At 36.1% G+C, this 26,499-nt stretch carries 23 protein-coding genes and 3 pseudogenes; 21 read left to right on the top strand and 5 right to left on the bottom strand.

The genetic code is table 11. The features are described from left to right. The first annotated feature begins 7 nt into the window (after nt 1-7). The 15 genes and pseudogenes from JMM81_RS10460 to JMM81_RS10390 all read left to right on the top strand — a co-directional run bounded on the left by JMM81_RS10460 (nt 8) and on the right by JMM81_RS10390 (nt 16,110). Nucleotides 8-994, top strand: coding sequence for an electron transfer flavoprotein subunit alpha/FixB family protein (locus tag JMM81_RS10460; protein ID WP_256241522.1), 987 nt, complete (start codon nt 8-10; stop codon nt 992-994). 262 nt (nt 995-1,256) lie between these two features. Further along, nucleotides 1,257-2,462 (top strand): hypothetical protein, encoded by a 1,206-nt coding sequence (locus JMM81_RS10455; protein ID WP_256241521.1) that lies wholly within the window; start codon nt 1,257-1,259, stop codon nt 2,460-2,462. A 147-nt stretch (nt 2,463-2,609) separates the two neighbouring features. Then, entirely contained in the window at nt 2,610-3,683 is a 1,074-nt protein-coding gene (locus JMM81_RS10450) for a TRAP transporter substrate-binding protein (RefSeq protein ID WP_256241520.1), read from the top strand. A gap of 201 nt (nt 3,684-3,884) precedes the next feature. Next, nucleotides 3,885-5,105, top strand: coding sequence for a CaiB/BaiF CoA transferase family protein (locus JMM81_RS10445; RefSeq protein ID WP_256241519.1), 1,221 nt, complete (start codon nt 3,885-3,887; stop codon nt 5,103-5,105). Between the two features lie 433 nt (nt 5,106-5,538). Continuing rightward, complete coding sequence (locus JMM81_RS10440) at nt 5,539-6,408, top strand: R2-like ligand-binding oxidase (protein WP_256241518.1); 870 nt, start codon at nt 5,539-5,541, stop codon at nt 6,406-6,408. Between the two features lie 96 nt (nt 6,409-6,504). Further along, nucleotides 6,505-7,377: a R2-like ligand-binding oxidase gene (locus JMM81_RS10435; RefSeq protein WP_256241517.1), complete on the top strand. Its 873-nt coding sequence runs from the start codon at nt 6,505-6,507 to the stop codon at nt 7,375-7,377. A gap of 149 nt (nt 7,378-7,526) precedes the next feature. Then, nucleotides 7,527-9,032, top strand: coding sequence for an aldehyde dehydrogenase family protein (locus tag JMM81_RS10430; RefSeq protein ID WP_256241516.1), 1,506 nt, complete (start codon nt 7,527-7,529; stop codon nt 9,030-9,032). 34 nt (nt 9,033-9,066) lie between these two features. Next, on the top strand, nt 9,067-10,260 hold the full coding sequence (locus tag JMM81_RS10425; protein WP_256241515.1) for an iron-containing alcohol dehydrogenase: 1,194 nt from the start codon (nt 9,067-9,069) through the stop codon (nt 10,258-10,260). Nucleotides 10,261-10,354: 94 nt separating this feature from the next. Next, nucleotides 10,355-11,425 carry a TRAP transporter substrate-binding protein DctP gene (gene dctP, locus JMM81_RS10420; protein WP_256241514.1) on the top strand — a complete coding sequence of 357 codons (1,071 nt, stop codon included), beginning with the start codon at nt 10,355-10,357 and terminating at the stop codon, nt 11,423-11,425. A gap of 378 nt (nt 11,426-11,803) precedes the next feature. After that, nucleotides 11,804-12,325, top strand: a complete 522-nt coding sequence (locus JMM81_RS10415) for a gamma carbonic anhydrase family protein (RefSeq protein WP_256241513.1) — start codon at nt 11,804-11,806, stop codon at nt 12,323-12,325. Between the two features lie 167 nt (nt 12,326-12,492). After that, on the top strand, nt 12,493-13,218 hold the full coding sequence (locus JMM81_RS10410) for a (Fe-S)-binding protein (protein ID WP_256241512.1): 726 nt from the start codon (nt 12,493-12,495) through the stop codon (nt 13,216-13,218). Further along, the gene (locus JMM81_RS10405; protein WP_256241511.1) at nt 13,218-14,627 is read left to right on the top strand and encodes a LutB/LldF family L-lactate oxidation iron-sulfur protein; all 1,410 of its coding nucleotides are present in this window, start codon (nt 13,218-13,220) and stop codon (nt 14,625-14,627) included. Before JMM81_RS10410 ends, JMM81_RS10405 begins: the two co-directional genes overlap by 1 nt. Before the next feature lie 2 nt (nt 14,628-14,629). Further along, nucleotides 14,630-15,349 carry a LutC/YkgG family protein gene (locus tag JMM81_RS10400; protein WP_256241510.1) on the top strand — a complete coding sequence of 240 codons (720 nt, stop codon included), beginning with the start codon at nt 14,630-14,632 and terminating at the stop codon, nt 15,347-15,349. A gap of 304 nt (nt 15,350-15,653) precedes the next feature. Further along, a pseudogene (locus JMM81_RS10395) lies at nt 15,654-15,871 on the top strand (IS6 family transposase); the annotation flags it as partial. A gap of 47 nt (nt 15,872-15,918) precedes the next feature. Beyond that, nucleotides 15,919-16,110, top strand: a complete 192-nt coding sequence (locus tag JMM81_RS10390) for a hypothetical protein (protein WP_256241509.1) — start codon at nt 15,919-15,921, stop codon at nt 16,108-16,110. 129 nt (nt 16,111-16,239) lie between these two features. Here JMM81_RS10390 and JMM81_RS10385 read toward each other — a convergent pair whose 3' ends face one another. Further along, a complete protein-coding gene (locus JMM81_RS10385) occupies nt 16,240-17,388 on the bottom strand; it encodes a tyrosine-type recombinase/integrase (protein WP_256241508.1) in 1,149 nt (382 codons plus the stop codon). 371 nt (nt 17,389-17,759) lie between these two features. Between JMM81_RS10385 and JMM81_RS10380 the strand changes: the two genes are divergently transcribed. Further along, nucleotides 17,760-18,731, top strand: a complete 972-nt coding sequence (locus JMM81_RS10380; protein ID WP_256241507.1) for a helix-turn-helix domain-containing protein — start codon at nt 17,760-17,762, stop codon at nt 18,729-18,731. 357 nt (nt 18,732-19,088) lie between these two features. On the opposite strand, the pseudogene JMM81_RS10375 reads toward JMM81_RS10380, so the two are convergent. After that, nucleotides 19,089-19,784, bottom strand: a pseudogene (locus JMM81_RS10375) (IS6 family transposase). A 56-nt stretch (nt 19,785-19,840) separates the two neighbouring features. Between JMM81_RS10375 and JMM81_RS10370 the strand changes: the two are divergent. Together JMM81_RS10370 and JMM81_RS10365 are read left to right on the top strand one after the other, a co-directional pair. Continuing rightward, nucleotides 19,841-20,164: a hypothetical protein gene (locus JMM81_RS10370; RefSeq protein WP_256241506.1), complete on the top strand. Its 324-nt coding sequence runs from the start codon at nt 19,841-19,843 to the stop codon at nt 20,162-20,164. Between the two features lie 128 nt (nt 20,165-20,292). Further along, nucleotides 20,293-21,294, top strand: coding sequence for a F510_1955 family glycosylhydrolase (locus tag JMM81_RS10365; protein ID WP_305367778.1), 1,002 nt, complete (start codon nt 20,293-20,295; stop codon nt 21,292-21,294). A 229-nt stretch (nt 21,295-21,523) separates the two neighbouring features. Here the strand turns inward: JMM81_RS10365 and JMM81_RS10360 are convergent, their stop codons facing one another. Next, nucleotides 21,524-23,200, bottom strand: coding sequence for a multicopper oxidase family protein (locus tag JMM81_RS10360; protein ID WP_256241504.1), 1,677 nt, complete (start codon nt 23,198-23,200; stop codon nt 21,524-21,526). Between the two features lie 178 nt (nt 23,201-23,378). On the opposite strand from JMM81_RS10360, the gene JMM81_RS10355 reads away from it, so the two are divergent. The 3 genes and pseudogenes from JMM81_RS10355 (at nt 23,379) to JMM81_RS10345 (ending at nt 24,118) form a co-directional block, all read left to right on the top strand. Beyond that, nucleotides 23,379-23,615 carry a hypothetical protein gene (locus JMM81_RS10355; protein ID WP_256241503.1) on the top strand — a complete coding sequence of 79 codons (237 nt, stop codon included), beginning with the start codon at nt 23,379-23,381 and terminating at the stop codon, nt 23,613-23,615. After that, nucleotides 23,560-23,748, top strand: a pseudogene (locus tag JMM81_RS10350) (YncE family protein); the annotation flags it as partial. The gene JMM81_RS10355 and the pseudogene JMM81_RS10350, both read left to right, overlap by 56 nt. Before the next feature lie 223 nt (nt 23,749-23,971). Beyond that, nucleotides 23,972-24,118, top strand: coding sequence for a hypothetical protein (locus tag JMM81_RS10345; protein ID WP_256241501.1), 147 nt, complete (start codon nt 23,972-23,974; stop codon nt 24,116-24,118). A gap of 202 nt (nt 24,119-24,320) precedes the next feature. On the opposite strand, the gene xerS is transcribed toward JMM81_RS10345, so the two are convergent. Both xerS and JMM81_RS10335 read right to left on the bottom strand, forming a co-directional pair. Further along, nucleotides 24,321-25,439 (bottom strand): tyrosine recombinase XerS, encoded by a 1,119-nt coding sequence (gene xerS, locus JMM81_RS10340; RefSeq protein WP_256241500.1) that lies wholly within the window; start codon nt 25,437-25,439, stop codon nt 24,321-24,323. A 255-nt stretch (nt 25,440-25,694) separates the two neighbouring features. Continuing rightward, on the bottom strand, nt 25,695-26,078 hold the full coding sequence (locus JMM81_RS10335) for a hypothetical protein (protein WP_256241499.1): 384 nt from the start codon (nt 26,076-26,078) through the stop codon (nt 25,695-25,697). Nucleotides 26,079-26,499: the final 421 nt, after the last annotated feature.

Here is a 26,499-nt window from a genome sequence, read left to right as displayed (position 1 = left end):
GATCATAATGAGTAAAAATGTATTAGTTTTTGCTGAATCTCGTGAAGGAAATATTCGTAACGTTTCTTTAGAAGCTATTGCTGCCGCAAAACAAGTGGCAAACGGAGGGACAGTCATTGCTGCTGTATTTGGTAGTGAAGCCCAAAACCATGTCAATCAGCTTGCCCATCATGGAGCTAATGAAGTATATGTAGTCCAAAACAGTCAATTAGACTCTTATTTAACGGATGCTTATACACAAGCATTCACTCAATTAATTAAAGAAGTCCAGCCAGAAGCGATCATTTTAGGCCACACTGCCATTGGAAAGGATTTAGCTCCAAGAGTGGCTGCACGATTAGATCTAGGACTTATTTCAGATTGTACGGGTCTTGAGGTCAATGATTCCGATATTCAATTTACCCGCCCAATCTATGCGGGTAAAGCATTCCAAAAGAAGCAAGTATTAGAAGGGACTATTTTTGCTACGATTCGTCCTAATAATATTGAGCCAAATGAACCAGCTACAGGCCAGACAGCCAATGTTGTTCATTTTGCTGCTGAAATTACAAATATCCGTACTGTAATCAAAGATGTTGTTCGTAGAGCCACTCAAGGTGTCGATTTAACGGAAGCAAAGATTGTCATATCTGGAGGACGTGGGGTTAAGAGCAAGGAAGGGTTCCAACCATTAAATGAATTAGCCGAAGTGTTAGGTGCCGCTGTTGGTGCTTCTAGGGGGGCTTGCGATGCGCAATATTGTGATTACTCGATGCAAGTTGGTCAAACAGGGAAAGTCGTAACACCAGACTTATATATTGCTTGTGGAATTTCAGGCGCCATTCAGCATGTTGCGGGTATGAGTAATTCAAAAATTATCGTGGCAGTTAATAAAGATCCTGAAGCACCAATCTTCCAAGTAGCAGATTACGGGATTGTTGGGGACTTATTTGAAGTAGTACCAATGCTTACAGAAGAGTTTAAAAATCTATTAGCAGAAGTTCAAGTAAATTAACCATTTTGAGTAAAATATTCAACAGAAAATTGGCAATATTGGATTTTATATTGCCAATTTTCTGTTTGTATTTTTTGGGTTTTGTTCAGTAATTAGGAAGAAGGGAAATTGATTGTATAAAAAAATTTGTACGGGATTCTTTCTTCTTGCTTTTTTATTTTACTTAATGAGTATTCCGTTTTCAGCAACCTGGATTTCTGTTACTTTAAACATCCTTTCACTCCTATGTATCATACTCTCGCTACCAAGGTTGAGAGGACTCATGTTATATATATCATTAACTTTTTTACTTTTAGGTATTGTGATTACGATAGTTGATCAAAAGAACTTTATTCACCTATTCAGTTATTTTTCTAATATGGTTGATGTGATTACTCTTATTGCCTTAGTCCCCCTGTTAACATTGCCTGTGAAGCTATCCGGCTATGCCGTATCCATAGAACAATTATCGATGAGAAGGATTAAAAAATCTCGTCAGTTTTTTTCTTTTACTCAAGTGTTAGCCTTTATTGCTGGGAGCGTCATTCATATGTCTTCTATGAACATGACACATACTTTAGTAAAAGAATCTAGTGTGAAGATGAATATTCCGGATAAGTTTATGGGGCTTGCGATTATACAAGGTTATTCATTATCGATGCTGTTTAGTCCACTGGGTGCTGGTTTTTCACAAATGGTTGATTACACAGGGGTAAAATTCACTCATGCATTTTTATTTGGTTTAGGGCTCTCAATATTAGGTCTTATACTGGGACAATTATTAGATCGAAAGCGACTGAATCAAATTCCTTTTCAACTACAACATAGTCAGGATGAAAATATCTCATATAAATATATTCTTTGGCTATGTATTCCAATTACGATTTATGTCATAACGATTATACTTCTTAATGAAACTACACATCTGAGTATGATCTACTTAACTTCTATATTATCGATTCCATTTTCATATGTATGGAGTGTTTTATTAAAGAAACGAAAGGGATATTTTCGAGAAGTATCATCTTATATAGAAAAAGATTTATCCAATCTGTTTGGTACGTTTGCCTTAATGCTAAGTGCTGGATTTTTTATAGGAGTGTTAGAGTCTTCATCATTATTTGATTATATTACTGAGGGACTCATATGGCTAGCCAATTATCTTAACCCTAGCCTTCTGGTTAGTATTTTCATGTTGATTATTATCTTGTTTTCATTGATGGGAATGCATCCGTTAGTCGCTAATATTATTGTGCTTCATATTGTGAATCCTTCAACGATTGGGGTACACCCTGTCTTATGGGGAGGTTCTTTATTGGTAGCAATGGTCATTGGAGTGATGGTTTGTCCTTTCAATGGTACAACATCTATTATTTCTAGTTTAGTAGGATCAACTCCCCTTAAAGTCGCTAAATGGAATTCTGTATTTGGTGTATATTATTTCCTTTTAATGAGTTTGATTGTATTTATAACAGTTAACTTATTTTAGGATATTGAAAATAAAAGGGGTATGCTTAGGTTGCCTTGGCCCTCTAAATCAAAGTTTTTAGAAATCATACACCCAGGCTGGATCGCAGAATTCAACTAGTAACATTTATTGTAAATGAGATAGGATTAAAGGGGGAGCTTTTTTAGAATGAAAAATAAGAAACGAACAATGTTAGTTTCGATACTTTTAGTACTAGGGGTATTCCTTGCAGCCTGTGGTAATCAGCAAAGTTTTACGGAAGGGAATGAAGAAAACAAAAGTCCTTCGGATTCCAGTGAACCAATTGTATTAGTTATGGGAGACCACTTACCTGCAGGACATTATATGGGGGGGATTACGGAATCCTTTCAAGAAAGAGTAGTAGAGTTATCCGATAGTAAAGTGAAGTTCGAATACTATTCTGCCGGGCAATTAGGGGGAATTACTGAAATGGCTCAACTAATTAAAGATGGGGCAGTGGACTTAGGCTGGTCTCATGTACCGTCTGCTGGTTTTCTTCCTAAAACATCTGTAACCTTATTACCTTCATTAACTACGAATGCAATTGAAATGGGAGAGGCTTTTACAAAACTGTTAGAGAATGAATTGGTCGAAGAATGGGAATCGAATCATTTAAAGCCATTGTATGTTATCTCATTTCCTCTAGAAGGATTATATACAACGGATAAGAAGATTGAAAATCTGAGCGATGTAGCTGGTTTAAAAATTGGTTCGGTATCCGGTGTTCTGAATCATATCCCTAGTTTGTTAGGAGCAAATGGGGTATCTATCAGAACCCCAGAGCTTTACGAATCATTACAAAGAAAAGTAATTGATGGGAACCTGTTTCCAATGTCAAATATGGACGAGTATAAACTAGAAGAGAAAATTAATTATGCTTATAAAGGAACTTTTGGGGCTTCCAATAATGTAATCGCCATGAATTTAAATAAATTCAATTCATTATCAGAAAACGTTCAGAAAGCATTAATTCAAGCTGGGGAAGAAACATCTGTCAAAATGGCGGAAGCTATTGAAGAAAAGAAGCTAGAATTAATTGACAAGCTGAAAAAGAATAATATTGAGGTTACTGAGGCAACCCAAGAACAAAATAAAGAGCTAATGGAAGTATTAGCTCCATTGGATGATTTATGGTTAGAAGATGTTAAGAAAAAAGGAGTTGAAAATGGGGAAAAGCTTTTAGAATCATATCGAACAGCTATACAGGAAATTACAAAATAACAAACTTTACAGGAAGGTCTGCGGGAAACCACAGACCTTCCTGTAAAATGGCTTTATCTCTATACTTAGCAAATTATTAGAATTTTTAATATATTTATTTACTTAAGATAAACCGAGGTATATAATAATATATATAGTTGATTGTCGACAACATGAAAAATGCAGATTAAATTCACTGAATCTTTCAAAGGAGGAACTGGTTTGGGAGCACTTGATGGACTAAAAATCATGGATTTGTCGCAAATTATGGCTGGACCATACTGTACGATGGTTTTAGCCGATCTTGGTGCAGAGGTCATAAAAATTGAAAAAGTTAATGGAGGTGATGATACGCGTGTCACAGGGCCATTTATTAATGGAGAATCTATCAGTTTTTTTCAAATAAATCGAAATAAAAAAAGTATCGCTTTAAATCTTAAAACAGAAGAAGGGAAGGAGATTTTCTATCGATTAGTTGAAGAAGCAGATGTTGTTGTTGAAAATTTTCGACCTGGTGTAACAGCCTCTCTCGGGATAGACTATCAAACACTCAAAAATATTAACGAAGGAATTATTTATTGCTCGATTTCTGGATTTGGTCAAACGGGTCCGTATGCTCATAAAGGTGGATTCGATCTTGTTGCTCAAGGGATGACAGGATTGATGAGTATGACGGGTGAAAAAGGGAAAAGACCTTCCAAGTCTGGAATTGCAGTCTATGATATCGGAGCCGGAATTACGGCTGTATACTCCATTCTAGCTGCCTATATTCATAAAATAAAAACGTGTAAAGGACAACATATTGATTTATCTTTGGCAGAAATAGGTCTTCCTTGGTTTGCTTGGGAATCTGCCCATTATTTTACAAATGGAATCGTTCCAGAAGCAACCGGCCATCGTCATCGCTCTTTAGCTCCATACCAAGCGTTTAAAACGAAAGATTCGTATCTCATGTTAGGTTGTGCAAACCAACGGAATTGGGAGAAATTCTGTGTAGATGTTATTGAGAAGCCTGAATGGATTGAAAATCCTCTATTTATTGACAATACGAAGAGAATGGAAAATGTCGAGCATTTGGAGCGAGAAATTGAAAACATATTGGTACTTCAAGATAATACTTATTGGTTAACTCGCTGTGAAAAGGCCGGTGTACCTGCAGGACCTATTAATCGATTTGATGAAGCGTTACAGGATCCCCATTATTTAGAAAGAGGAATGATTCAAGAAATTGAACATCCAGTTGTTGGTAAAATGAAAACCATTGGCATTCCAACTTTCTTTTCAGAAACACCAGGAGAAATACGTACAGCACCACCATTATTGGGGCAGCATACCGATCAAATTCTTTCAAACTTACATTTTTCAAAGGAAGAAATCGAGCAACTCGAGAAAAAGGGAGTTACAAAAACATCATCCCATATGATTTCATCAACATCGAAATGAATGGAGTGAAAGAGGGTAATTTAGAATTAAATCTTATCAGGAGACAGGAATGGTTCCACCAGGTTTTGTAAATAGTTACGGAGCAGCAGGCAGCAGCAGCCAAACTTCTTAAGCTTGATGTGAATCAAACAGCAGATGCTATGACGATTGCAGGTACTCTTGCAGGTTGTTGTCATCTTTCTAATTAAACCTATTTTCCTTTCTAGAATTTCGCAAAATGTGACTATTTTTTAACTTCATTTTTAAAACGCCTTCAAATATATCTGAAAGTGTGATTAAAATATTTACATTTAAAAATGAGTGAGAGAGGAGGACACATAAAATAAATTTCTAGTAAAGTCACTTTGCTTCAAAAAAATGGGATTCAGCTCCTGAAGTCAACAATCGGCATTAGGGGAAAATATATAATTAAAATTGAAGGGATGATTGAACAATGAGAACAGAAATTATGTCATTAACTAGGGGAATTGATAAGAATTCGTTTCCTTACCAACTTTATCAAAGAGCTAAACAATTTGGAATATGGGACCCAAGTAAAATTGACTTTTCGCAGGATAAAGAAGATTGGAAAAGGTTGTCTCCTGAAACACAAGAAACGATCAAAATAAAAGTTTCAAGACATTTAGTTGGTGAAGAAGCAGTTACAATGGATATTTTACCAATGATTATGGCTTGTGCAAAAAAGGGTTGGCTTGAAGAAGAAATGTATTTGACGACATTTGTTTTTGAAGAAGCAAAACATGTTGAAATGTTTAGACTATTTATGGATGCAATTGGAGAACCAGGGGATATCAATTATTCAACTGGTATACATCGAGAAACTTGGTTTGAAACGTTACCAACCATCATGAACCGTTTAATAGATGATGCCACTCCACAAAACATGGCAGAAGCTGCAGCAATATATAATATTTATCAAGAAGGAATCCAAGCAGAAACAAGTTATTACACTTTTACTGATTTTTGTAAGAAAAACAATGTACTTCCTGGTTTACTTGAAGGAATTCGTAATTTACAGCATGATGAGTCACGACATATTTCGTTTGGTAATCATATTTTACATCGTTTAATCACAGAAGAGGATCCAGAAATCTATCATTTTGTTGAAAACAAAATTAGAAATGAATGGTGGCCAATAACTGAATACACATGGGGTTCTCTCGCCCAAAATGGAGGAACAGATGGATTAGGGATGAAAATCCCTGATATGTTAGCGTTTGCAAGAAAGCAATTAGAAGTACGTTTAAATATTCTCAAAAAGTCTTATGATGCCAGCTCATTAAGAGAAAAGGCAAAACAATAATGATTGGTAGAAATGATTGAGAGAAGTGATTATTTAATGAGAAACTATTACTTCTCTTTCATGCTATAAAAAAATATGAAAGTAGGCTGAACACTTATGAGAAAAGAAAAAATTGTATCTCTATCCAGAGGAATTAATGAAAACGCATTCACGTATCAATTATTTCAAAAGGCTAAAAAATTTGGTGTCTGGAATCCTAGCGACATTGATTTTAGTCAAGATAAAGAAGATTGGAAAGATCTTACTCCTGAGCAGCAAGAAACTTTAAGGATACGATTTTCAAAGTTTCTTGTCGGAGAAGAATCGGTTACACATGAAATTACCCCAATGATTGTAGCCGTCGGAAAAAAAGGTTGGTTAGAAGATGAAATCTATTTAACTTCTTTCTTATGGGAAGAAGCAAAACACGTTGAATTTTTTAATATCATATTAAAGGAGATTGGGGAGAAAGGGAGTATAGCTTATTCAAGTGAAGAACATTTACACATGTGGTTAAATGTACTGCCAAATACCATGAATAAATTGTTAGATAATCCAACAAATAAAGAAATAGCAGAAGCCTCAGCAATTTATAATATGTTTCAAGAAGGGGTTCAAGCCGAAACAGCCTACTTTTTAATGTATGAAGGTGTAAACCGCCTTGGTTTGATGCCTGGTTTAATGCAAGGGATCGAGAATATAAAGAGAGATGAAGCCCGACATATTTCCTTTGGTACCTATCTTCTTCAGAAATTAATTCGTGAGGAACCAGAGATATACCAATTTGTTGAAGATAAAATGAATGAATGGTGGCCGATTGCTGAGAAGTTAATGTTTAATAACAATATCAATTCAGGTGAAGTTGATGCGTTTGGAATTAAAGTTAGTGAAGTGTATGAGTTTGCGAGAAAACAATTTAATGTCAGACTTGAAATGTTAAGGAGAGCAGTAGATTCAGATAGTAATCAATTTATTATAAATACATTATAAAATAAACAGATTGGTTTTAAATAGGGGATGTTTCTAATACTAGCTTTAAGTCAACCTATTGGTCATCGCCTTCCCAATAAACCAATAATGAAAATTTCCTATGTATCTTCTATATTTTCATAAAGCTAAATCAAGAAAGAGGGATATTCATGGCTAATAAAACGAAGCAGCTGTTGGAGTTTTCACTTTTTATAAATGGTAACTGGCAGGCTGCAGACCATAATCAAACTTTTGATGTCCGTAACCCAGCAAATGGACAAGTGATTGCGAAAGTGGCTAAGGCGAGCAAAAGTGATACAGAAAAGGCGATTGCTTCTGCAAGAAAGGCATTTGATTCAGGTGTATGGTCACGAAAGTCATATCAAGAAAGAGCTGAGGTTCTTACACAGTTTGCCAATCTCATCCGCAACAATATTGAAGAAATTGCAAAACTGGATATTATCAGTTCAGGTGCAACAAGACGCAAAGCTTATTCTGATCCAGCAAGGGCAGCAGATTTAATTGATCAGGTGGTGAAAAAACTACACCAATTTGCACATGTAGAGTTTCTTCCAACTGTAGGATCGAATCATAACGAAGTTTGGAGAGAGCCGATTGGAGTCGCTTCGGCTATCACACCATGGAATGTGCCTTTAATGTTAGCGATGCTGAAGGTTGTTCCTGCATTGGCAATGGGAAATTCGATTGTCGTGAAACCAGCCTCTAATACCCCACTTTCCACTTTAAAAATAGCTGAATTAGCTACACAAGCAGGGGTTCCGGATGGTGTATTTAATGTTATTCCAGGTCCTGGTTCGGAGGTAGGAGATGTACTCACAACGCATCCAAGTGTTGATAAGGTTGCGTTTACGGGTTCAACAGAAATTGGCAAGAACATTATGGCACAAGCCTCTGACACGATTAAACGAGTGACGCTTGAGTTAGGTGGAAAATCACCTGGAATTGTTCTTCCGGATGCAGACTTAGATATTTCTATCCCAGGCATTTTGCATGGTTTTTGTTTCCACTCCGGACAAATATGTATGTCAGGAACACGCTTATTAGTTCATGATTCCATCTATGAGGAAGTACTCGAACGTTTGGTCAAGTATGCCGAAACGATTAAGGTGGGGGACCCTCAAAGTCCTGATACTGGAATGGGACCTGTTATTTCAAAAAGTCAGCTAGATTCTATTCTCGGTTACATTGATATTGGTATTCAAGAAGGTGCTAGATTAGTATATGGCGGTCAACGTGTCATAGTGGAAGGTTTAGAAGAGGGATATTATATTCAACCAACTATTTTCGCTGATGTTCGGAATGATATGCGAATTGCTCAAGAAGAGATATTTGGGCCTGTTCTAGCGGTCATTCGATACTCGACTCTTGAAGAAGCGATTGAAATCGCTAATGATTCTATTTATGGATTAGTTGCTGGAGTTTGGACAAGTGATGTTGTAAAAGCTAAGCAAATTGTTAAAGAATTAAGAGCAGGAACCGTTTGGATAAATGATTGGCATGCGATGCGATTCGATGCTCCTTTTGGTGGATATAAGCAGAGCGGAATAGGTCGTGAACTTGGGGATGATGTTTTATATGAATATACTCAAACAAAACATGTTCATACATCCTTAGCACGAGATTTAGACCAAAGACCAGCCTATAGCATATTTTAATAGAATTTTATCTAAAATCAAGGAAGGTGACCTTATGCTACTATCAAATTTTCAATATTCTGTAAGAACTGCTATCCACAGTGGAGCTGGATCCCGAACAACATTGCCTAGTCTTGTTCAGGGGCTTGGCGGGAAACGAGTCATTCTATTTACTGATAAAGGACTTAATCAAGCTGGTGTCACAAGTCAAATCGCTGAGGTGTTTCATGGACTTTCAGGCCAAGTTCAGCTTGTAGGGACATTTGACAATATACAGCAAGATGCTAGAGCTCAAAATATCAATCAGGCGATTCAATTTGTTAGAGAACATAATGGAGATACATTGATTGCTCTTGGCGGAGGAAGTGTCATTGATACTGTCAAAAGTATAAGATGGGCACTTAACAAAGGTTACTCTGATATACGTGAGGGTCTAACGATCATGGTTAGAGAACAGTGGCCGGAAGCAGAAGAAATAAACATTCCATTTATAGCTATTCCAACAACCGCTGGTACAGGATCAGAGGTGTCTGCTGCAGCCCTCGTTTATAATGAAGACCTTAAAGTAAAGGCGAGCATAGTTAGTCCCTACTTATCACCAGATATTGCTCTGCTAGACCCTGAGTTATCGACAGGATTACCTCCAAGAATTACAGCCTTTACAGGGATGGATGCCCTAACGCATGCAGTAGAAGGATATTTTTCAACTAGAGCGAATCCATTGACAGATGCTTATGCAGAGCAAGCAATGAAGTTAATTATAGAAAATTTACCAGTTGCCGTTAAAGAGGGGAAAAATGTCGAGGCACGTGCCAATATGTTATTGGCTAGTTCTATGGCAATCCTTGCATTTACTCAATCATCAAGTGGTGTTCCTGTACACAATATGGCACATGTATTTGGCGCTAAATTTGGTGTGCCACATGGCTTAGCTAATGCTGTACTACTACCAGAGGTGCTGGAATCACTACCAATTTTATATCTGCCAAGGATTCAAAGTTTTGCTAGAGTAATAGGGGTTGAGAATCCATCCAAAGATAACCAACAATGTTTAAATGAAGTGGTGAGTTATATTCGTCAATTTAGTGAAGAATTAGGATTGCCGAATTCATTTGAGGACTACAATATTGATAGTTTAGAAGGTTTTGTTGAATCTGTTCATAGTGATCCAACTGCACGTTATAAAATTCCAGCTGAAGTCATTGTAAAAGTTGCTCGTAAAGTTTCTGGGTTAGCAGTTAATGTATAAACTGTTCCAACTTCACTCTCTATACACTAGAGAGTGAAGTTTTCTATTAGATATCTTGATGTTAATTCAATTACAAGGATAGGGAGATGAGTTAATGAGGAAAAGAAAACTTTTACTTGCAGTCTTGATGATTTTAGGTGTTTTTCTTGCCGCTTGTGGGAGTAAGGAAGCAACTGCAGGAGATGGTTCGAGTAAAAATGATGAACAAATAGTCATTCAGAATGCCAATCATCTTCCAACAGGTCACTATTTACATGAAGTCAATGAAATTTTTATGGATCGAGCAGTTGAATTATCTGGCGGAAAAATAAAGTTTGAATATTATCCAGCAGGTCAATTAGGTAGTTTTACAGAGATGTCAGGACTTGTAAAAGATGGTGCAGTGGATATGGGCTATATTTTTCCTCCAGGGGCTAGCTTTCTTCCATTAAGTTCGGTTGTCACTCTTCCTTCACTAGCTACTGATGCTGTAACGAGTGGTAAGGTTTTCGATCAGCTATTAGATGATGCTTTGAAAGAAGAATTAGAAAAAAATAATTTAGTCAAAATATATTCCTTTATGAATCCAGCAAACGATATTATTTCGGCAAATAAAAAGATTGAAAAAATGGATGATCTTAAAGGAATGAAAATGTACTCTTCAGGAGGTATTCTCAATGTTATCCCTGATTTGTTTAATGCTTCAGCTGTAACTGTGCAGGTTCCGGATATTTATCAGTCTACTACAACAAAAGTAATTGATGGTTCGTTTTTCCCTATGTCTAGCGCTGCTGCCTATCACTTTGAGGAAATTCATAATTATATCCTTACGGGTAGTAATTTTGGAGGAACAAATAATTTTTATGCCATCAATAAACAAAAATGGGATTCCTATCCAAATGATGTCCAAGATGCTTTATTACAGGCTGGGAAAGAGGCAACCATTTTAAACAATGAAACAATGGATAAAGAAAAAGAGAAAGGATTGAAATACTTTGAAGAAAGTGGAGTAGAAATTACAAAAACAACACCTAAACAACATGAAGAAATAGTAAATAAAATGGAAGTATTAGATGAGTTATGGATTAAAGATATGGAGAAAAAGGGCGTAACTAAAGAAAAAGCTAAAGAGGTACTAACAGAATATAGAAAACTGACAAATGAAGCCGTAGCCGAGAAAAAATAAGTATAATTTAAGTACTAGTTAATAGAGAAAATTAAAATCTGTTTGATATTACTTGTTTAAAAATGGAAGTTATTTACTAAGATCGTTTCGAATGGAGTGTAATTAACAGGGAATTTTGAATACCTAAATAAAAGCAATATTAATGGGAAATAAGTGAAAGTAAAAAGTCAAAGAAGTTATGAAACCACGTATCCATATGACAATTCATTTAACAAAATGGTTCGGTTGGCAACTTTCGTTCAAGTTCAAGAACCCTTTGAAGCGACAGAAAAATCTCTTAACTTGTAGAGATCCTAAAGATCCGAATAGCATTAATAGGGAGCAGTTGCAGAGGAATAGTAAGGTGATTTCTGAATTTTTTAAAAAAGGAGGGATGACTTGGGTATTTATTCATTAGATGGAATAACGCCAAAGATTCACCCATCGGCTTATATTGCACCAGGTGCTCAGATTATTGGAGATGTTGAAATTAAGGAAAATGCCACGATTTGGTTTAATGCCGTATTACGTGGAGATGTCGAAAAAATCACAATCGGAGAAGGAGCGAACGTACAGGATGGGACGGTCATTCATACAGATACTGGCTGTCCGACAACGATTAAAAAAAATGCCACTATTGGTCATAACTGTGTTATTCATGGATGTATTATTGAAGAAGATGCGATGATCGGTATGAATGCAACCGTTTTGAGCCGGGCCCATATTAAAAAGCAAGCCTTTGTATCAGCAGGTGCTCTTGTTGGGGAAGGGAAAATCATTGAAGAAAGGATGCTTGCCGTAGGGGTTCCAGCGAAGCCTATAAAAGTACTTCAGGATGATTTAATCAACCGTATGAAATTAGGTGCTGAATTTTATCAAAATAATGCAAAACGATTCAGAAACAATGACATTCTTGAATAATTGATGAATTGAATTATAAGTAGTATTAATAAGGCGATAGTCATTATTATTAAGGAAGGGGGAAGCGTTGGTTCTTCCCTTTTTCCATTGAATCTTAAATTAAGAGGAAACTATAATAGAAGAATTCTAAAACACAGACCTAATCTATTTGAAAATGAGGGTTGAACATGAAAGTCTCACTATTTATCACCTGTCTCGCAGATGTTTTTTATTCAAATGTTGGTAAAAGTACAGTTGAATTATTAGAAAAACTAGGGTGTGAAGTTGATTTTTCAGAACAACAAACCTGTTGTGGGCAGCCAGCTTTTAACACAGGCTATCATAAAGAAACGAGAGAAGTAGCAAAAAATATGATTAAAACGTTCGAGAGTGCTGAATATGTTGTATCCCCTTCAGGTTCTTGTATCACGATGTTACATGAATATAAGAAATTATTTGATGATCAACCTGAATGGAGAGATAGGGCTGCCAATCTTGCAAATAAATCTTATGAGTTAACACAGTTTTTAGTTGATGTATTAAAAGTAGATCATGTAAATGCCAGTCTACCTGCCCGTGCAACCTATCACAGTTCTTGCCATATGACTCGTTTATTAGGTGTTAAGGATGCTCCAGCGAAATTATTGGAAAATGTAGAAGGTTTAGAGATGAAGCCACTGTCCAATCACTATGATTGCTGTGGGTTCGGAGGAACTTTTTCGGTGAAAATGGGACCGATTTCGGAACAAATGGTTGATGAAAAAATTAAGCATATTGAAGAGACGGGCGCAGAGGTACTCATTGGCGCAGATTGTGGTTGTTTAATGAATATTGGCGGAAGAATCAATCGAAAAGGAAAACCAATAAAGGTCATGCATATTGCTGAAGTCCTAAATAGTGAGGGTGATAATTGATGGCGATGAAAATTGGTGAGGAACGTTTTTTCGAACGAGTCGATAAAGGGGTTCACAATTCATTTATGCGTAACGCGGTTGTAGCCGCACAAGAAAGAATGCAGGGAAAGAGACTGTCGGCAGCGGAGGAACTTGGAAATTGGGAAGAATGGCGGAAACTGGGTGAAGAGATTCGAACCCATACCATTGAAAATTTAGATTACTACTTACAACAATTAAGTGAAAATATCGCAAAACTTGGAGGCCATGTCTTCTTTGCTGAAACAAAGGAAGAGGCAAATGATTACATAACTTCAATAGTTAAGAAAAAACAAGCTAAAAAAATTGTAAAGGCAAAGTCAATGGTAACGGAAGAGATTCATTTAAATGCAGCCTTAGAAAAGGCCGGTTGTGAGGTCATTGAAACGGACTTAGGAGAATATATTCTTCAACTTGATGATCATGATCCACCTTCGCATATTGTCATTCCGGCACTTCATAAAAATAAAGAACAAATCCGTGATACATTTAAAGAGAAAAAAGGCTATGAAAGGTCAGAAGTACCTGAAGAGCTTGCCTTATTTGCCCGAGAACAGCTGCGTCAAGAGTTTCTTAGTGCCGACATTGGAATAACAGGATGTAACTTTGCTGTTGCTGAATCGGGATCTATATGCCTTGTCACAAATGAAGGGAATGCAGGATTAGTAACGGCTTTACCTAAAACTCAAATTACAGTGATGGGCATGGAACGGATTGCTCCAACTTGGGAAGAGTTAGATATTTTAGTTAGTTTACTGTGCAGAAGTGCAGTGGGTCAAAAATTAACAAGTTATATTACCGGTTTAACAGGACCAAAAGAAGAAGGAGAAGTGGATGGTCCGGAAGAATTCCACTTGGTTATTGTTGACAATGGACGATCCAATATCTTAGGAACAGAATTTCAAAGTGCACTACATTGTATCCGTTGTGCAGCGTGTATTAATGTATGCCCAGTCTATCGTCATATTGGCGGTCATTCTTACGGTTCCATTTATCCAGGGCCAATTGGAGCGGTATTAACACCATTATTAGGCGGATATGACGATTATAAAGAATTACCGTATGCATCTTCTTTATGTGCAGCTTGTACGGATGCATGTCCTGTGAAAATTCCTCTTCATGAATTATTGATTAAACACCGAAGAAAAATTGTAGAGGATGAAAAAAAATCTCCGTTTGCAGAAAAAATAGCTATGAAAGGTTATCAAATGGCGACAAGTTCATCTCAAGTTTATAAAGTTGGGGTCAAGTCGATTTCAAGTATTATGGGACATATGGAAAGCGCTTTACAAAAGGGACCAGGCCCCATAAAATCTTGGACAGAATTACGCGATTTCCCTGCCACTAGTAAGGAAAGTTTCAGAGAATGGTATAAAAAAAGAGGTGAATAAACATGAGAATTGGGCAAGTATATCATCGAGAATATTTCTTGAACAAAGTGGCGACTAAGTTAAATCGTCCAAGAATAACAACAGTCTTAAAGCCAGCATGGATGAAAACTCCCCAATATGAAGTAGGGAAGAATTCAACTCAAGAGGAACTATTGGAAGTATTAAGGAATCAATGTAAGTTGATTCACACCAATTTGATCGAAACGACTTCAAAAGAATTACCTCAACAAATACTCCATGTATTTAGAGAGTTTCATGTTAAAAAGTCCATTAGTTGGAATGATGAAAGGTATAAAACCTATAGTTTAGAGGAACATTTATTTTCAAAATTAGCCGACTATGGTATTGACTTTCACCTGTGGGATCCCGAGTTAAAAGACAAAAACATAGAAATAGCGGAAAAAGCCGATGTGGGAATCACATTCAGCGACATTACACTTGCTGAATCAGGTACGGCTGTATTATTCACGGATAAAAACAAAGGAAGAGTCGTGAGTTTACTACCTAAAGCCTATATTGCTATTATTCCAAAAAGTACGATTGTACCCAGAATGACACAGGCAACTTCTTATATCAGTCGATTGGTTCAAGACGGAATAAGAATCTCATCTTGTATTGATTTTGTAACGGGTCCAAGCAACAGCGCTGATATCGAATTAAATTTAATTGTAGGGGTACACGGTCCAATTAGAGCTACTTATATTGTTTTGAATGATAAATAAGTCTTGTAATATCCGGATAAGTTTCGTATAAAAATAATAAAAACAGGGGAAAAACAATGGATTTATTATATAAAACAAGAAAAATGAATCTTATATTGCAACAAAATTCAATTTATTAAGTCGGCCTTAATAGAGTGTCTGAAACGTTGAGTGAGGTTATGAATGCCAATATTTTGATCATAAATAGTCATGGTAAAGTATTAGGATTTACGGTTCTGGTGCAAAAACTTCAAGATAAATGCAATTAATCTTTAAATCTAGGACATACTGATACTACTACTCTAAAAAAAGGTGTGTGATCAGTATGGAAAAGCAAAATGTATTCAAGTGGAAGCATGATCAGCCTAACATTATTTTGTTAACGGTAAGATGGTACCTACGGTAAAACCTCAGTTTTCGTGATTTAGTGGGAATGATGGAAGAACGGGGCTTATTCATTGCTCATACAACGATCCGATCATGCGTTTGGTTCATCAGTATGGTCCACGCATCCGTCGTCATCTCAAACAAACCAATGACTCGTGTTGAAGGAAGATCGGTTTGCTCCTCCTGAAATTATTGATGAAAAAATGAAAAGTGGAGAAATAGGTTTAAGAGCTAAAAAAGGCTTTTATTCATTTGAGGATAAGAAGATTGATGAATATCAAGTAGAGACACTTCGGAAGTTTATTGATCTTCTTAAACATTTAGAATTTATGAATGAGGCAGATCCTCATTCTAAAGTTTCTGAGAGTAATAAGGAAGAAAATATAGTGTTTTAGACTACTTACTTGGGAACTTCTTGGGCATGAGTTCGGTATGAAATCGAACTCATGCCTTTTCATTTTACCTTAGTTCGTTTCTGATATTAAAGTTTAAGTGGTGGGTTAGTAATTTCCGAGTTTCTTCTATTATATATACTCTCCAAATACTTCAGGATTCCAACCGTGAATCGCATGTCGTTCCTTTTCAAAAACCTTTTCTAAATAGATCATCGTCGTTTCTATTTTTTCATGTCCTAGTGAACGCATAATCTGATAAATATCTACTCCACTTTTATGAGAAATAATCGCAAAAGCATGGCGAAACGTATGCGGTCCAATAGGAGAGGTGCGATGTAAAAGAAAAGGTAAATTCGTCTCCTTGATCATTTTGGTTAAATACTGAGATAAATAGGAAGGTGTATACGCTTTTCCTGTATTGGTTGTCACTAATGGCTTTTCCTTTCCAGCAACCGATACATCCTCAAGCCCTCGAGCATCTCGAAACATACGAATGCTATTTAAGATTTTTTCCTTTAAAGGAACCTGTCTCCTTTTATTTCCTTTTCCCAATACGTCCAGATAGTAGCCCCCGTTGATAGAATCATATTGGAGATCCCTTACCTTTAACTTACAAAGTTCTTCATTTCTCAAACCAGTTGTGGTCAGAATATGAATTATTGCAAAGGCAACAGGATGATTAATTTTACGGAAATGATCGAGCAGCTGTATTACTTCTTGTGGTCCAAGGTCACGGTTGGGCCGGTCATCTTTTCTTACTGTTGCAGTAAAGAATCCCTTATGTAGAGGTTCACTTATATATTCTTTTTCATATAAGAATTGCAGGAAGTTTTTAATGATGGTTGTCTTTCTTGCCAATGTAGCTGGGGAGTATGAACCTTTCTTTTGGACATAAGGACTTCTTTCGGCTAGCCATTCTTGGTAACGTCTCATATGGCGCGGGGAAAGTGATTTGAATAAAGAACTTTCTATTATATGATCCATATCTATATCGATATCTTTGGAATACTGTATCAACAGCTCAATAAATTGCGTAAGCTCCCGTTCGTATTCTTTTATCGTTCTCAAAGATTTGTCATGCTGCCGATCCAAATGTTCCTTTCGATATAAAAACCATTGCATCATTTCCACATCAGAAAAATCCGCAAACGGCTCCTCTTGATTTTTTTCCGCAAGATCCAAACGCTCTTGTAAAAGAGAAAGTGAAGAACTATCTTTAAGTTCCTTTTTCCAATCAGTTACTTGAAGGTATTTTTTATGTTCCATAAAATTCATCATATTTACAAACCTCCTTTATTTATTTTTAAAAATAATCTCTATTATGAATAAATCAATCAATTTCTTTTAATAAAATAAGTTAATTAAATTATAACAAATATTTATATTCGTATATATTCTAATCAACATAAAAAAACATTCCCTTTGTTTATATTAGGTTAATAAATTATATAATTAGATTTTATTATTATCTATATATCAATTGATATATAGATAATAATACCTTAAAATAACATTATTATAATACTTAATATTATACAATTTAATTTTTAAAGATGGAGATATCTATTAATTATCAATTAATTGTTAATAGTTATTTCTTTTTTTATTATGGATGAAAAATAGAATAAACAGAGATAGGAGGATCAGATATGAATGAATGGTATACCCAAAAACAAGTGGCTGAACGATTAGGTGTTTCGAAAGCAACCGTTTATCATTATGCGAAACAAGGAAAAATACGAAAAATTGCAGATCCGCACCGATTACATCGTGAAGCGCGGTACTATAAAGAAGAAGTAGACCGTTTAGCCGAGGATAAGAAAGGGCATCCAACTGGTATGCGTCCATCGGAAGTTGCCAAACAATTAGGATTATCTGTTCAAAGTGTTTATAAGTATATTAAAGACGGAACCATTCAAGCTGTAGAAGTTCCTTTTGGAGATGAGAGAACGACGTATGTAATATCTGACGAAGCTTTCCAAGAAACAAAAGAACTTCTTCAATCTTCGGAAACCGACCGTGTACGGAAAAGTGAATTCTATGATTCTACTCATGATATTAGCCTTTTTCAGTATTTTCAATCGACTGATAGTGTAGCTGCCCGGGTGATGAGGGATGAGGAGCATAACTGGGGTTTTTATCTTCCATATTATCAAAAGTGGGTTGAATATAAGGAAGGAATAGAAAAGTATGGATTGGAACCTTGTTATGGTATTCATGCCGATTCATTCGATTATAAGGGGTATGTCCACTTGCAAATTCCAAAAGGGGAAGATATTTTGTATCCCTTTATCGATTTCATTTATGAGTCGTGGGGGATTGAAAATCTAGGAGTCCGCGAACAAGAACAAAGCGTGTATATTTCAATGAAAGCAGGAGAAATGCCAATTCAAAATTCGGTTCCTTTTCCTTTAGACCAACTCATTCCGTTTGTACAAGAAGGAACAATTGAAATGGTGGAAGATTTCTTGCTTGTACAAAGTGCTTATCGAAAAACGAATTTAGAGCTGCCAATTAAGATGTTGGATATGGTAAAGCAATTAGCAGAACAAGAGAATATCACGATGAGCCAGTGGGTGAAGCGAGCCATTCATCACGTTTTAAAAAAGGAAGAATCTTAATGAGAATGGATATAACTCAATATCAACTGCATGTAAAAGCTCTTATATGGACGATTTTATATAAAATACTACTTTCAGAGGGTGAGGTTTGAAGAAGCGTTTTGGTTATTATAGTTATAGGCCGACTGCGAATCTGTGGTTGACCTATACTGTATCCGAAAGAAGTTATAAAAAGGTTAATGAATACGAAATGATTAATCAAAGGATTTAGATTTGCATCGAATGATAGTTAATACACAAAAAGTGTTTCTAATTTCGTTCTAGAACGTTTCTCAAGCATCTATATTCTCAAAGGTTCTGGTGAAAAGGTTGGATTTGTTTAAAAACAGCATATAAATTTCTTAACTGAATTTCTTTTTAAGCAGCGATTCCAAATAGTTTATGGATGATTTTCACTTGATTTTGGGCAGACTTGTCCTGTAAAACAAGTTGCCCTTTTTTAACCATATGCATCGCTTCTATTCCAGAAATCATGGCCTTTGCTGTTCGAAAGGATTTGAACCCTAACATCGTACGAACTCGCTTCTTGATAAACCGATGATCTTGTTCGGCAATGTTATTGAGATATTTAACTTGTCTTATTTGGATGCCTTCAGGAATCTTTTTTCCTGTTTCAGTTGTTGAATGGAGATTGGATAGGCTGGGTTCTTATCAACTGTTATGACACGAGGCTTCGAAACATGAAAAGACCGCAAGGCTTTCTTGAAAAAGCGCTTTGCAGCCTTTTGGTCTCTTGTTTTGCTTAGGTAAAAATCGATTGTGTTTCCTTCGGAATCCACTGCACGATACAGGTACATCCATTGACCTTTTACTTTTATGTACGTTTCATCCACTCTCCATGAGTCATTGGTTTGTTTGAGATGACGACGGATTCGTTTGTCTAATTCAGGACCATACTGATGAACCCAACGCATGATCGTTGTATGAGCAATGAATAAGCCCCGTTCTTCCATCATTTCCACTAAATCACGAAAACTCAAGGTACCATCTTACCTTTAACAAAATAATGTCAGGCTGATCATGCTTCCACTTGAATACATTTTGCTTTTCCATACTGATCACACACCTTTTTTGTTTCTAATAATTTTATTGAGCAACAGGCTTATGAAATGAGTGAAGAGATACGAAAAAATTCATTGTACAAATTGGTAAGGGTAGAGGTTTCAAGAGGTAACAGTTTAGAATTTCAAAAACACGATGATCATTGGAATGGAAAAGATCTTATTACTAAAGTAATTCTAGAAGATACGAAGGGTACACTTTATTCTGTAAAACCTGATCATAATGGACTAAGGTTTGCCAAAGGAGAAATCACTTATAAAGAATATAACCAATTACAAAAAAGAGAGGACTTTAAGGGATTTAGTTATTTCTTTGTGATAATCGGTTTTTTTATCATAATGATGTTTTTGTTAATAAGGTATTTAACCTAAAACGCTGGCTTTGAAATAAAGCTTATTTTATAGTGAACTACCCACCACTTAGCTAACTGCATAAATTCTGCACATTTTTGTAGTAATTTTAATTATAAAATTTGTAAAAGTAAATAGGAGTGAAGGGATTGAAAAAGTACTTTGTTATAGCAACTTTAGGAATGATATTAGTGCTTGCCGCATGCGGACAGGAAGAACCAAAGGTTACTAAAGAAGGATCAGCAGAGCAAACAGAAACACAGAATAGTACAAATGAGCAACAATCATCAGTTGAAACAGGTCAATTCATTGCCACCAATGGTTTTTTTGAACCGTTTGAGGGGAAGATTGATCATATCCATGGAGTTGGATATGCAGGCAATCAAGCTGTTCCGTTTTTTGCAGTTCATGATGGTTTAAAAGTGTATGAAAATGGAAGTTGGTACAAAACAAAAAGAGAAAACAATGACTACATGGGATTTAATGCGACAGCAGATGGTTTTTATTCAAGCGGGCATCCCGGTGTTGATTCTCAGCTACCCAATCCTTTTGGAATCAAAAAAAGCACAGATAATGGGCAAACACTTGAAGATCTTACTCTAGAAGGAGAAGTGGACTTTCACTTAATGGGGGTAGGGTATGAAAATCCGACAATTTTTGTTATGAGCCCTCATGAGAATCCATTAATGGAAGCTAATACTTTTTATGTTAGCGAAGATGATGGAAAGACTTGGAACGAGGTAGCTGCAAAAGGATTAGATGACGAATTACTAAGCATTGTTGTTCACCCTGAAGATGGAAATAAAATTGCTGCTGTTGGGCAGAAAGGAATTTATCTTTCTGACGATAAGGGTGAAAGCTTTGAGCTAATCACAAGTGGAATGCAGGGGACATCTGTATTTTTCACAAAGGACGATCTCATTTACGGAACATTTGATGGAAATGCCTCATTAATAAAACGCTCTTTAGATGACAATTCAGAAGAAGAAATTCTCTTACCAGAGATGAAACAGGATGCGGTATTATATTTTGCAATAAACCCTCAGGATGAGAAGGAAATGACGTTTGTCTCTTTTAATGGTAATATCTATCAAACGAAAGACAATGCTGAGAGCTGGGAACTTTTAGTGGAAAAGGGAAAGCTAATGTAGTACAAACCTGTTTAAAGGCAACCATATTTGTGTAGTGTTAAATGAAAATGAGAAACCTAGCATTTGGACATCATAGAAACGGAGTGTGGAAGATATCACACTCCATTTTTCTATAATGATCCCTTGAACCCCAGCTAGATTTCTATAATGTGATTTCGGGAAAGTAAAAATGCAGTCTAAGGATAAGGCCGCATTTTTGTGATGAAATATTATAGGGTTAGTAAAAGATTTACTCTGGTTTATTATTTGCGTTAGGATCCGGTATGAAATTCGGCTTAAATCCATCATATTTGACCATGTTCACCATTCCGGCAGTTGCGTGGTGGAGGTCATGACAGTGGAAAAGCCAGTTTCCAGGATTATCAGCTTTAAAGGCAACAACATACTCATCCCCTGGTTTCAGGTTAATGGTATCTTTGATGATTGGTGATCCTTCAATCGGTTTACCGTTTTTACTTAGAACTTGGAAAAAGTGTCCATGTAAATGCATTGGATGATCATCCATCATTGAATTGTTAACCAGATTTACTTTAACAAAATCCCCTTCCTTAACGTTAATATTGTTTGTATTGGGGAAGGTTTTATCATTTATCGTATAGACCATCTCTTCGCCCTGCATGGCTGTATTAAGGTCCATCGTATATTCTACATCATAGTCTTGATTTAAAGTGAATTTCCCTTCTTTCGAACCGCCATAATTAGTAAAGGTGAATTCAGGTAATTCTTTATCTTGGTTGGATTTATCTTTTGATTCAGTTATCCTTTCATATTGAATCGTTGTTTTCATCCCATCTGTACCTTCCATATCCCCGTGGCACTCAATAAACCATTCGCCAGGATTATCGGCAGTGAATTCAATATCATAACGTTCACCTGGAGCAATCGCGATAACTTGATCCTTCAGTTCCTGAGGTTCATTTAATTCTTGTCCATCAATCGCAGCGATTTTAAAGTCATGGCCATGTAGGTGGAGTTCATGTGACATATATCCGACATTTATAAGACGGATTCTTACCTTTTCCCCTTCTTTTACCATTAATGGTTCAATGTTGTCACCACTTTTTCCATTTATAGTGAAAATATCATATGCACTCATATCATGGCCCATGCCATTTATGTTCATGGATTCTGACTCACTCTCTGCAGTTTCATCAGAATCCATGCTCATACCTTCCATGTTACCATGGTCCATATTTTCCATTCCGTTCTTATCTGAATCGCTTTCTTCATTTATATTATTAGTAGAACTTATATTGCTGTGATCCATACCTTCCATTTGGGATTCGGTCTGTTCTTCTTCTGGTGCGCTCATCCATTCGTCAAGTATCATTGTATAATCGCGGTCATATGTTTCTTCCTTTGGTTCAACAATAAATGAGCCATAAAGCCCTTTATCCATTTCTTCTACCGCATTTTGGTGTGTATGGTACATATAAGTTCCTGGATCAGTTGGTATAAATTCATAAGTAAAACTCTCACCAGGCTGAACAGCATTTTGCGTCACACCTGGAATGCCATCCATCTCATTTGGAACTCTAATGCCATGCCAGTGAATTGTGACAGGATCGGAAAGTTCATTTTTTAAGTTGATTTTGACTTTTTCTCCTGCTGTTACACGAATTTGAGATCCCGGTACAGAACCGTTAAATGTCAGGGCGTTAACACTGACTTCATCATTTAGCTGATGGATAGCTTCTTTTGCAACAATATTAAATTCATTTCCTGTCAGCGTTTCGAAACTTGTCGTCTGTAGTCCCTTACCATCTTGATTAACCTCAGAAGTATTTGTAGTGGCTTCTTCCGTTTTCTCACTTTCTTTGTTGCTCACATCCCCATCCTGTGTTGAGGAACATGCTGCAAGGAAAAGAATGGCAAAGGATAATAATGCAACTAGTTTAAATTTCATATTAGGATACCTCCTGTGATTTTTCTAACACATCATAGTAAATAAATTTGCAGTTTTAATGAATTTCAAGAAATTGTACTATTTTTCCCTCCTTTTTTTGATTAAGTGAAGCAAATCACAGTTTAAGTTGGATTGGGTTATTATGATTACCTTAGATTTTTTACAGGAGGGACTTTACATGAGTAAAGTAAAATGGAGTTTATATACATTACTATTAGTTTTGGGAGTGATACTTGCTGGTTGTAGTTCTGGCACTTCACCTGAAGATGTGAGTAAGGAGAAGGAGTCTGCTTCTGAAGCTGAAAACAATGAGGTAGAAGCAGTTGAAGAACAAAAATCCCAATATTATTTCACAGCGGAGGAAAGTAATAGCTACAATCGAAACTGGAAAAGGTTCGCATGGAGTGGTTTCTAGTCCAGATAATAAACGCGTCTATGTAACCAATATGTTTGAAGATATAGTCAGTGTAATAGATACAGAGCAAAATAAAGTCATTGAAACGCTAGAAGTCGGTGAGACTCCAACTGGAATTAGTATAACTGAATAACATCTTCATTAATTTGCTGCTACCATACAATGGTTAGCGGTTTTTTTGTCTTATTTTTAATATTTTTATTCTTATTCTTTCTTCTGTTTAGAGCCAAGAAAGTTAACACTCATATAAAGGTGGTTCGTCCATTTGGTCACTATTTACATTAGACTGGTGTGACAACGACAAGTTTCTCTTAAGAGATCCAAACCGAACTAAGGAAAAAAGGAGCAATAAGGCAATGAAAAACCAAAAGGACTCGGGTAAAAAACAATTGATCATTCACGAAAAATGGCAGCTCGACAGCGACAGTGAAAACGGTGGTGTGCGTATTATAAAGGCCCCTAACGCAAAGCCGGTCGAGTTTTATAGACCACACAAAAAATAAAGCAGACGCAGCCCTTCGTAACCTTCCGAAACAAAAGGAAAGAACCGGCCCCAGGAAAGACCGCACACCAGCCACAAGACTGTTTATATGAATTTTTTAGGGAGTTTTATAGATTTAGAATAAAGTTTGATTAAATTAACGCTATAAACCTTGATAAACGGACCAAAAGAAAAAGCTTGTATAAAAATGTAACAAAAGCTTTTTAATCTGTTTTTTTATTTCTACGCTGATCTAATAATTCTGCAGCCTTACGCTGTTTTTCCTTCGTTGTGTTAATGTAAAGGAGAGAGATATCAGATTGAGTATGACCGAGTTGATTCATAATTAGTGGTATGTCACCACCAGTTTGTTCCGCTAAATTGGTTGCATAAGTGTGGCGAAGCTTATGGGGGGACATTCGTTTATCAAACGATTTGGTATATTTATATACAATGTCTTCCACAGCACGGTTGCTAAGAGGGTCAGTTAGCCCATTGTAATGCTTCACAAACACAAATTCGTTTTCTCCATCACCAGCTTTATACTTTTCCTTTCTGACCGCTAAATAACGGTGTACGTCCTCTAGAGAAGAAGGGGTAACAGATACAGTATCCTTTTTGCCACCTTTTCGAATAACCCTTATTTCTTTTGAACTAAAATCAATATCCTTAATGCGTAAACTGGTCAATTCATTTACCCTAATACCCGTTCCTAAAAAGAGGGAAAGGATCGCAAAATCACGTTCTTTATCGCGCTGATAATATCTCTTTTGAGCTGGGGAGAGGGAGGCAACATATTCATGTTGCACATACTCTAAAAAGTCTATGTCTGCATCCTCAATGAAAATCTTTTCAGTGATTTTACTGGCACGTTCATTAAACGTTTCCGTCACTTTCTTGATTGGGATCTTAGCCATTACATTTCTTTCAAAATAAGGCTTTCCGGATTTCACTTCTGATTCAACCGTTAAATACTTAAAAAGAGAGCGAAGGGAGGACTTATGACGATTAACTGTTTTCGTATCAATTTGTTTGGTTTCATCCTCCTTTTTAGACACTTTATACTTTTTACGAGCAACAAACTTAAAGTAATTATTGGCATCATCAAGAGAAAGGGTTGCTAAGGGCTCTACATCGATTTCTTTCATACTTTCACACTCCACAATCCCTTCAGCCATTAACCACTGGAAAAACTCCTTATAATCCCGTACATAGTTATATAAGGTAAGGGGGGAGCGGATATCTAATTTATCATCCGCATATTTCACTACAAAGAAAGGCATTTCCTTTAGTAATGATTCCAATCGTTTTTCGTAATATTCATGTTGTTTGGTTATTGCCATTTTAACACCTCGTATTAATTACTCTTTGGCTGAATACAAGAGGGACTTACACCGGTTCCATTAGGATAGCGGGGAGCAGAAGATATTCACCATGAAGGAACAAGTGTTCGTATAATACAATTTTTACGAATAGTTTATCATAATATAATTATCGTAAAGTTATATAGAAAGTTCAATCCCTGACTTAAAGAGAAGGGGGAATACATATGCTGAACAAACATTCACTTTTCAAGGGATACGATTTTCACTTCTTTTTTATTGCTCATCAGGATAATAAAGGTATTTCCGCAAACAAACATCCTTATGTCTAAGAGTCTCACCTTTAAAACGCAGCCAAATCTCATCATCAGCCATGACACCATGCGTTTTACGGATAATTGCCCATCGATTATAGCTATTTAAGCCAAGTGCAGCAAGCAATTCATCAGCATTAACTCTTGTTTCGGGAAACACATGCCACTTCAGCCAATTTTCCAACTCATCTTTTGTAATGTAGCCCTCTGGATTAGGTGAAAATTGCTTATTAAAGCCTTCAATATAGTTGATGACGTATGGCTTGTCGCTCCCATTGGGTTTTAAGTCTACACTTGCTATAACATCATCAAACAACATAACATCAAATTTCATATAGTCGATCATTGCAACACCTTCTTCATTCAAAGATTAGTCCGTTACAGAAGTAAACTAATTATTGTCAAATCCACGTTTCTACAATCATAGGATCATCATTAGGGTTTCGTTCAAATCTCTGCATGTGCTCCAGTATAGCAAATGGTTAATTAATGAATATTTATATTATAACAAACATTTATTCTATTTTGTAATATAATTCGTAAAATTTATATTATACGAATTGTTTAAAATAAAATAAATACAACCTCCTCTACTTGAATATACGCTCAAAAAAATCTTTTCTTTATATGAAATAAAACGATTTTTTTAAAGTTTTTTTCGTAAATAATTTTCTCTTGTCGGAGTAGTAGGAGTAATATTATTTTCTATGACAGCTATTTTTTAAAAATTCTACTTCTGTTGGACATTTTTCTTTTATCCCGGTTCA

The organism is Bacillus sp. V3B (genome assembly GCF_024494465.1).
Classification (GTDB): domain Bacteria; phylum Bacillota; class Bacilli; order Bacillales; family Cytobacillaceae; genus Bacillus_BD.
The sequence above is the reverse complement of the archived record's forward strand: the minus strand, read 5'-3'. Positions and strand labels throughout refer to the sequence as shown.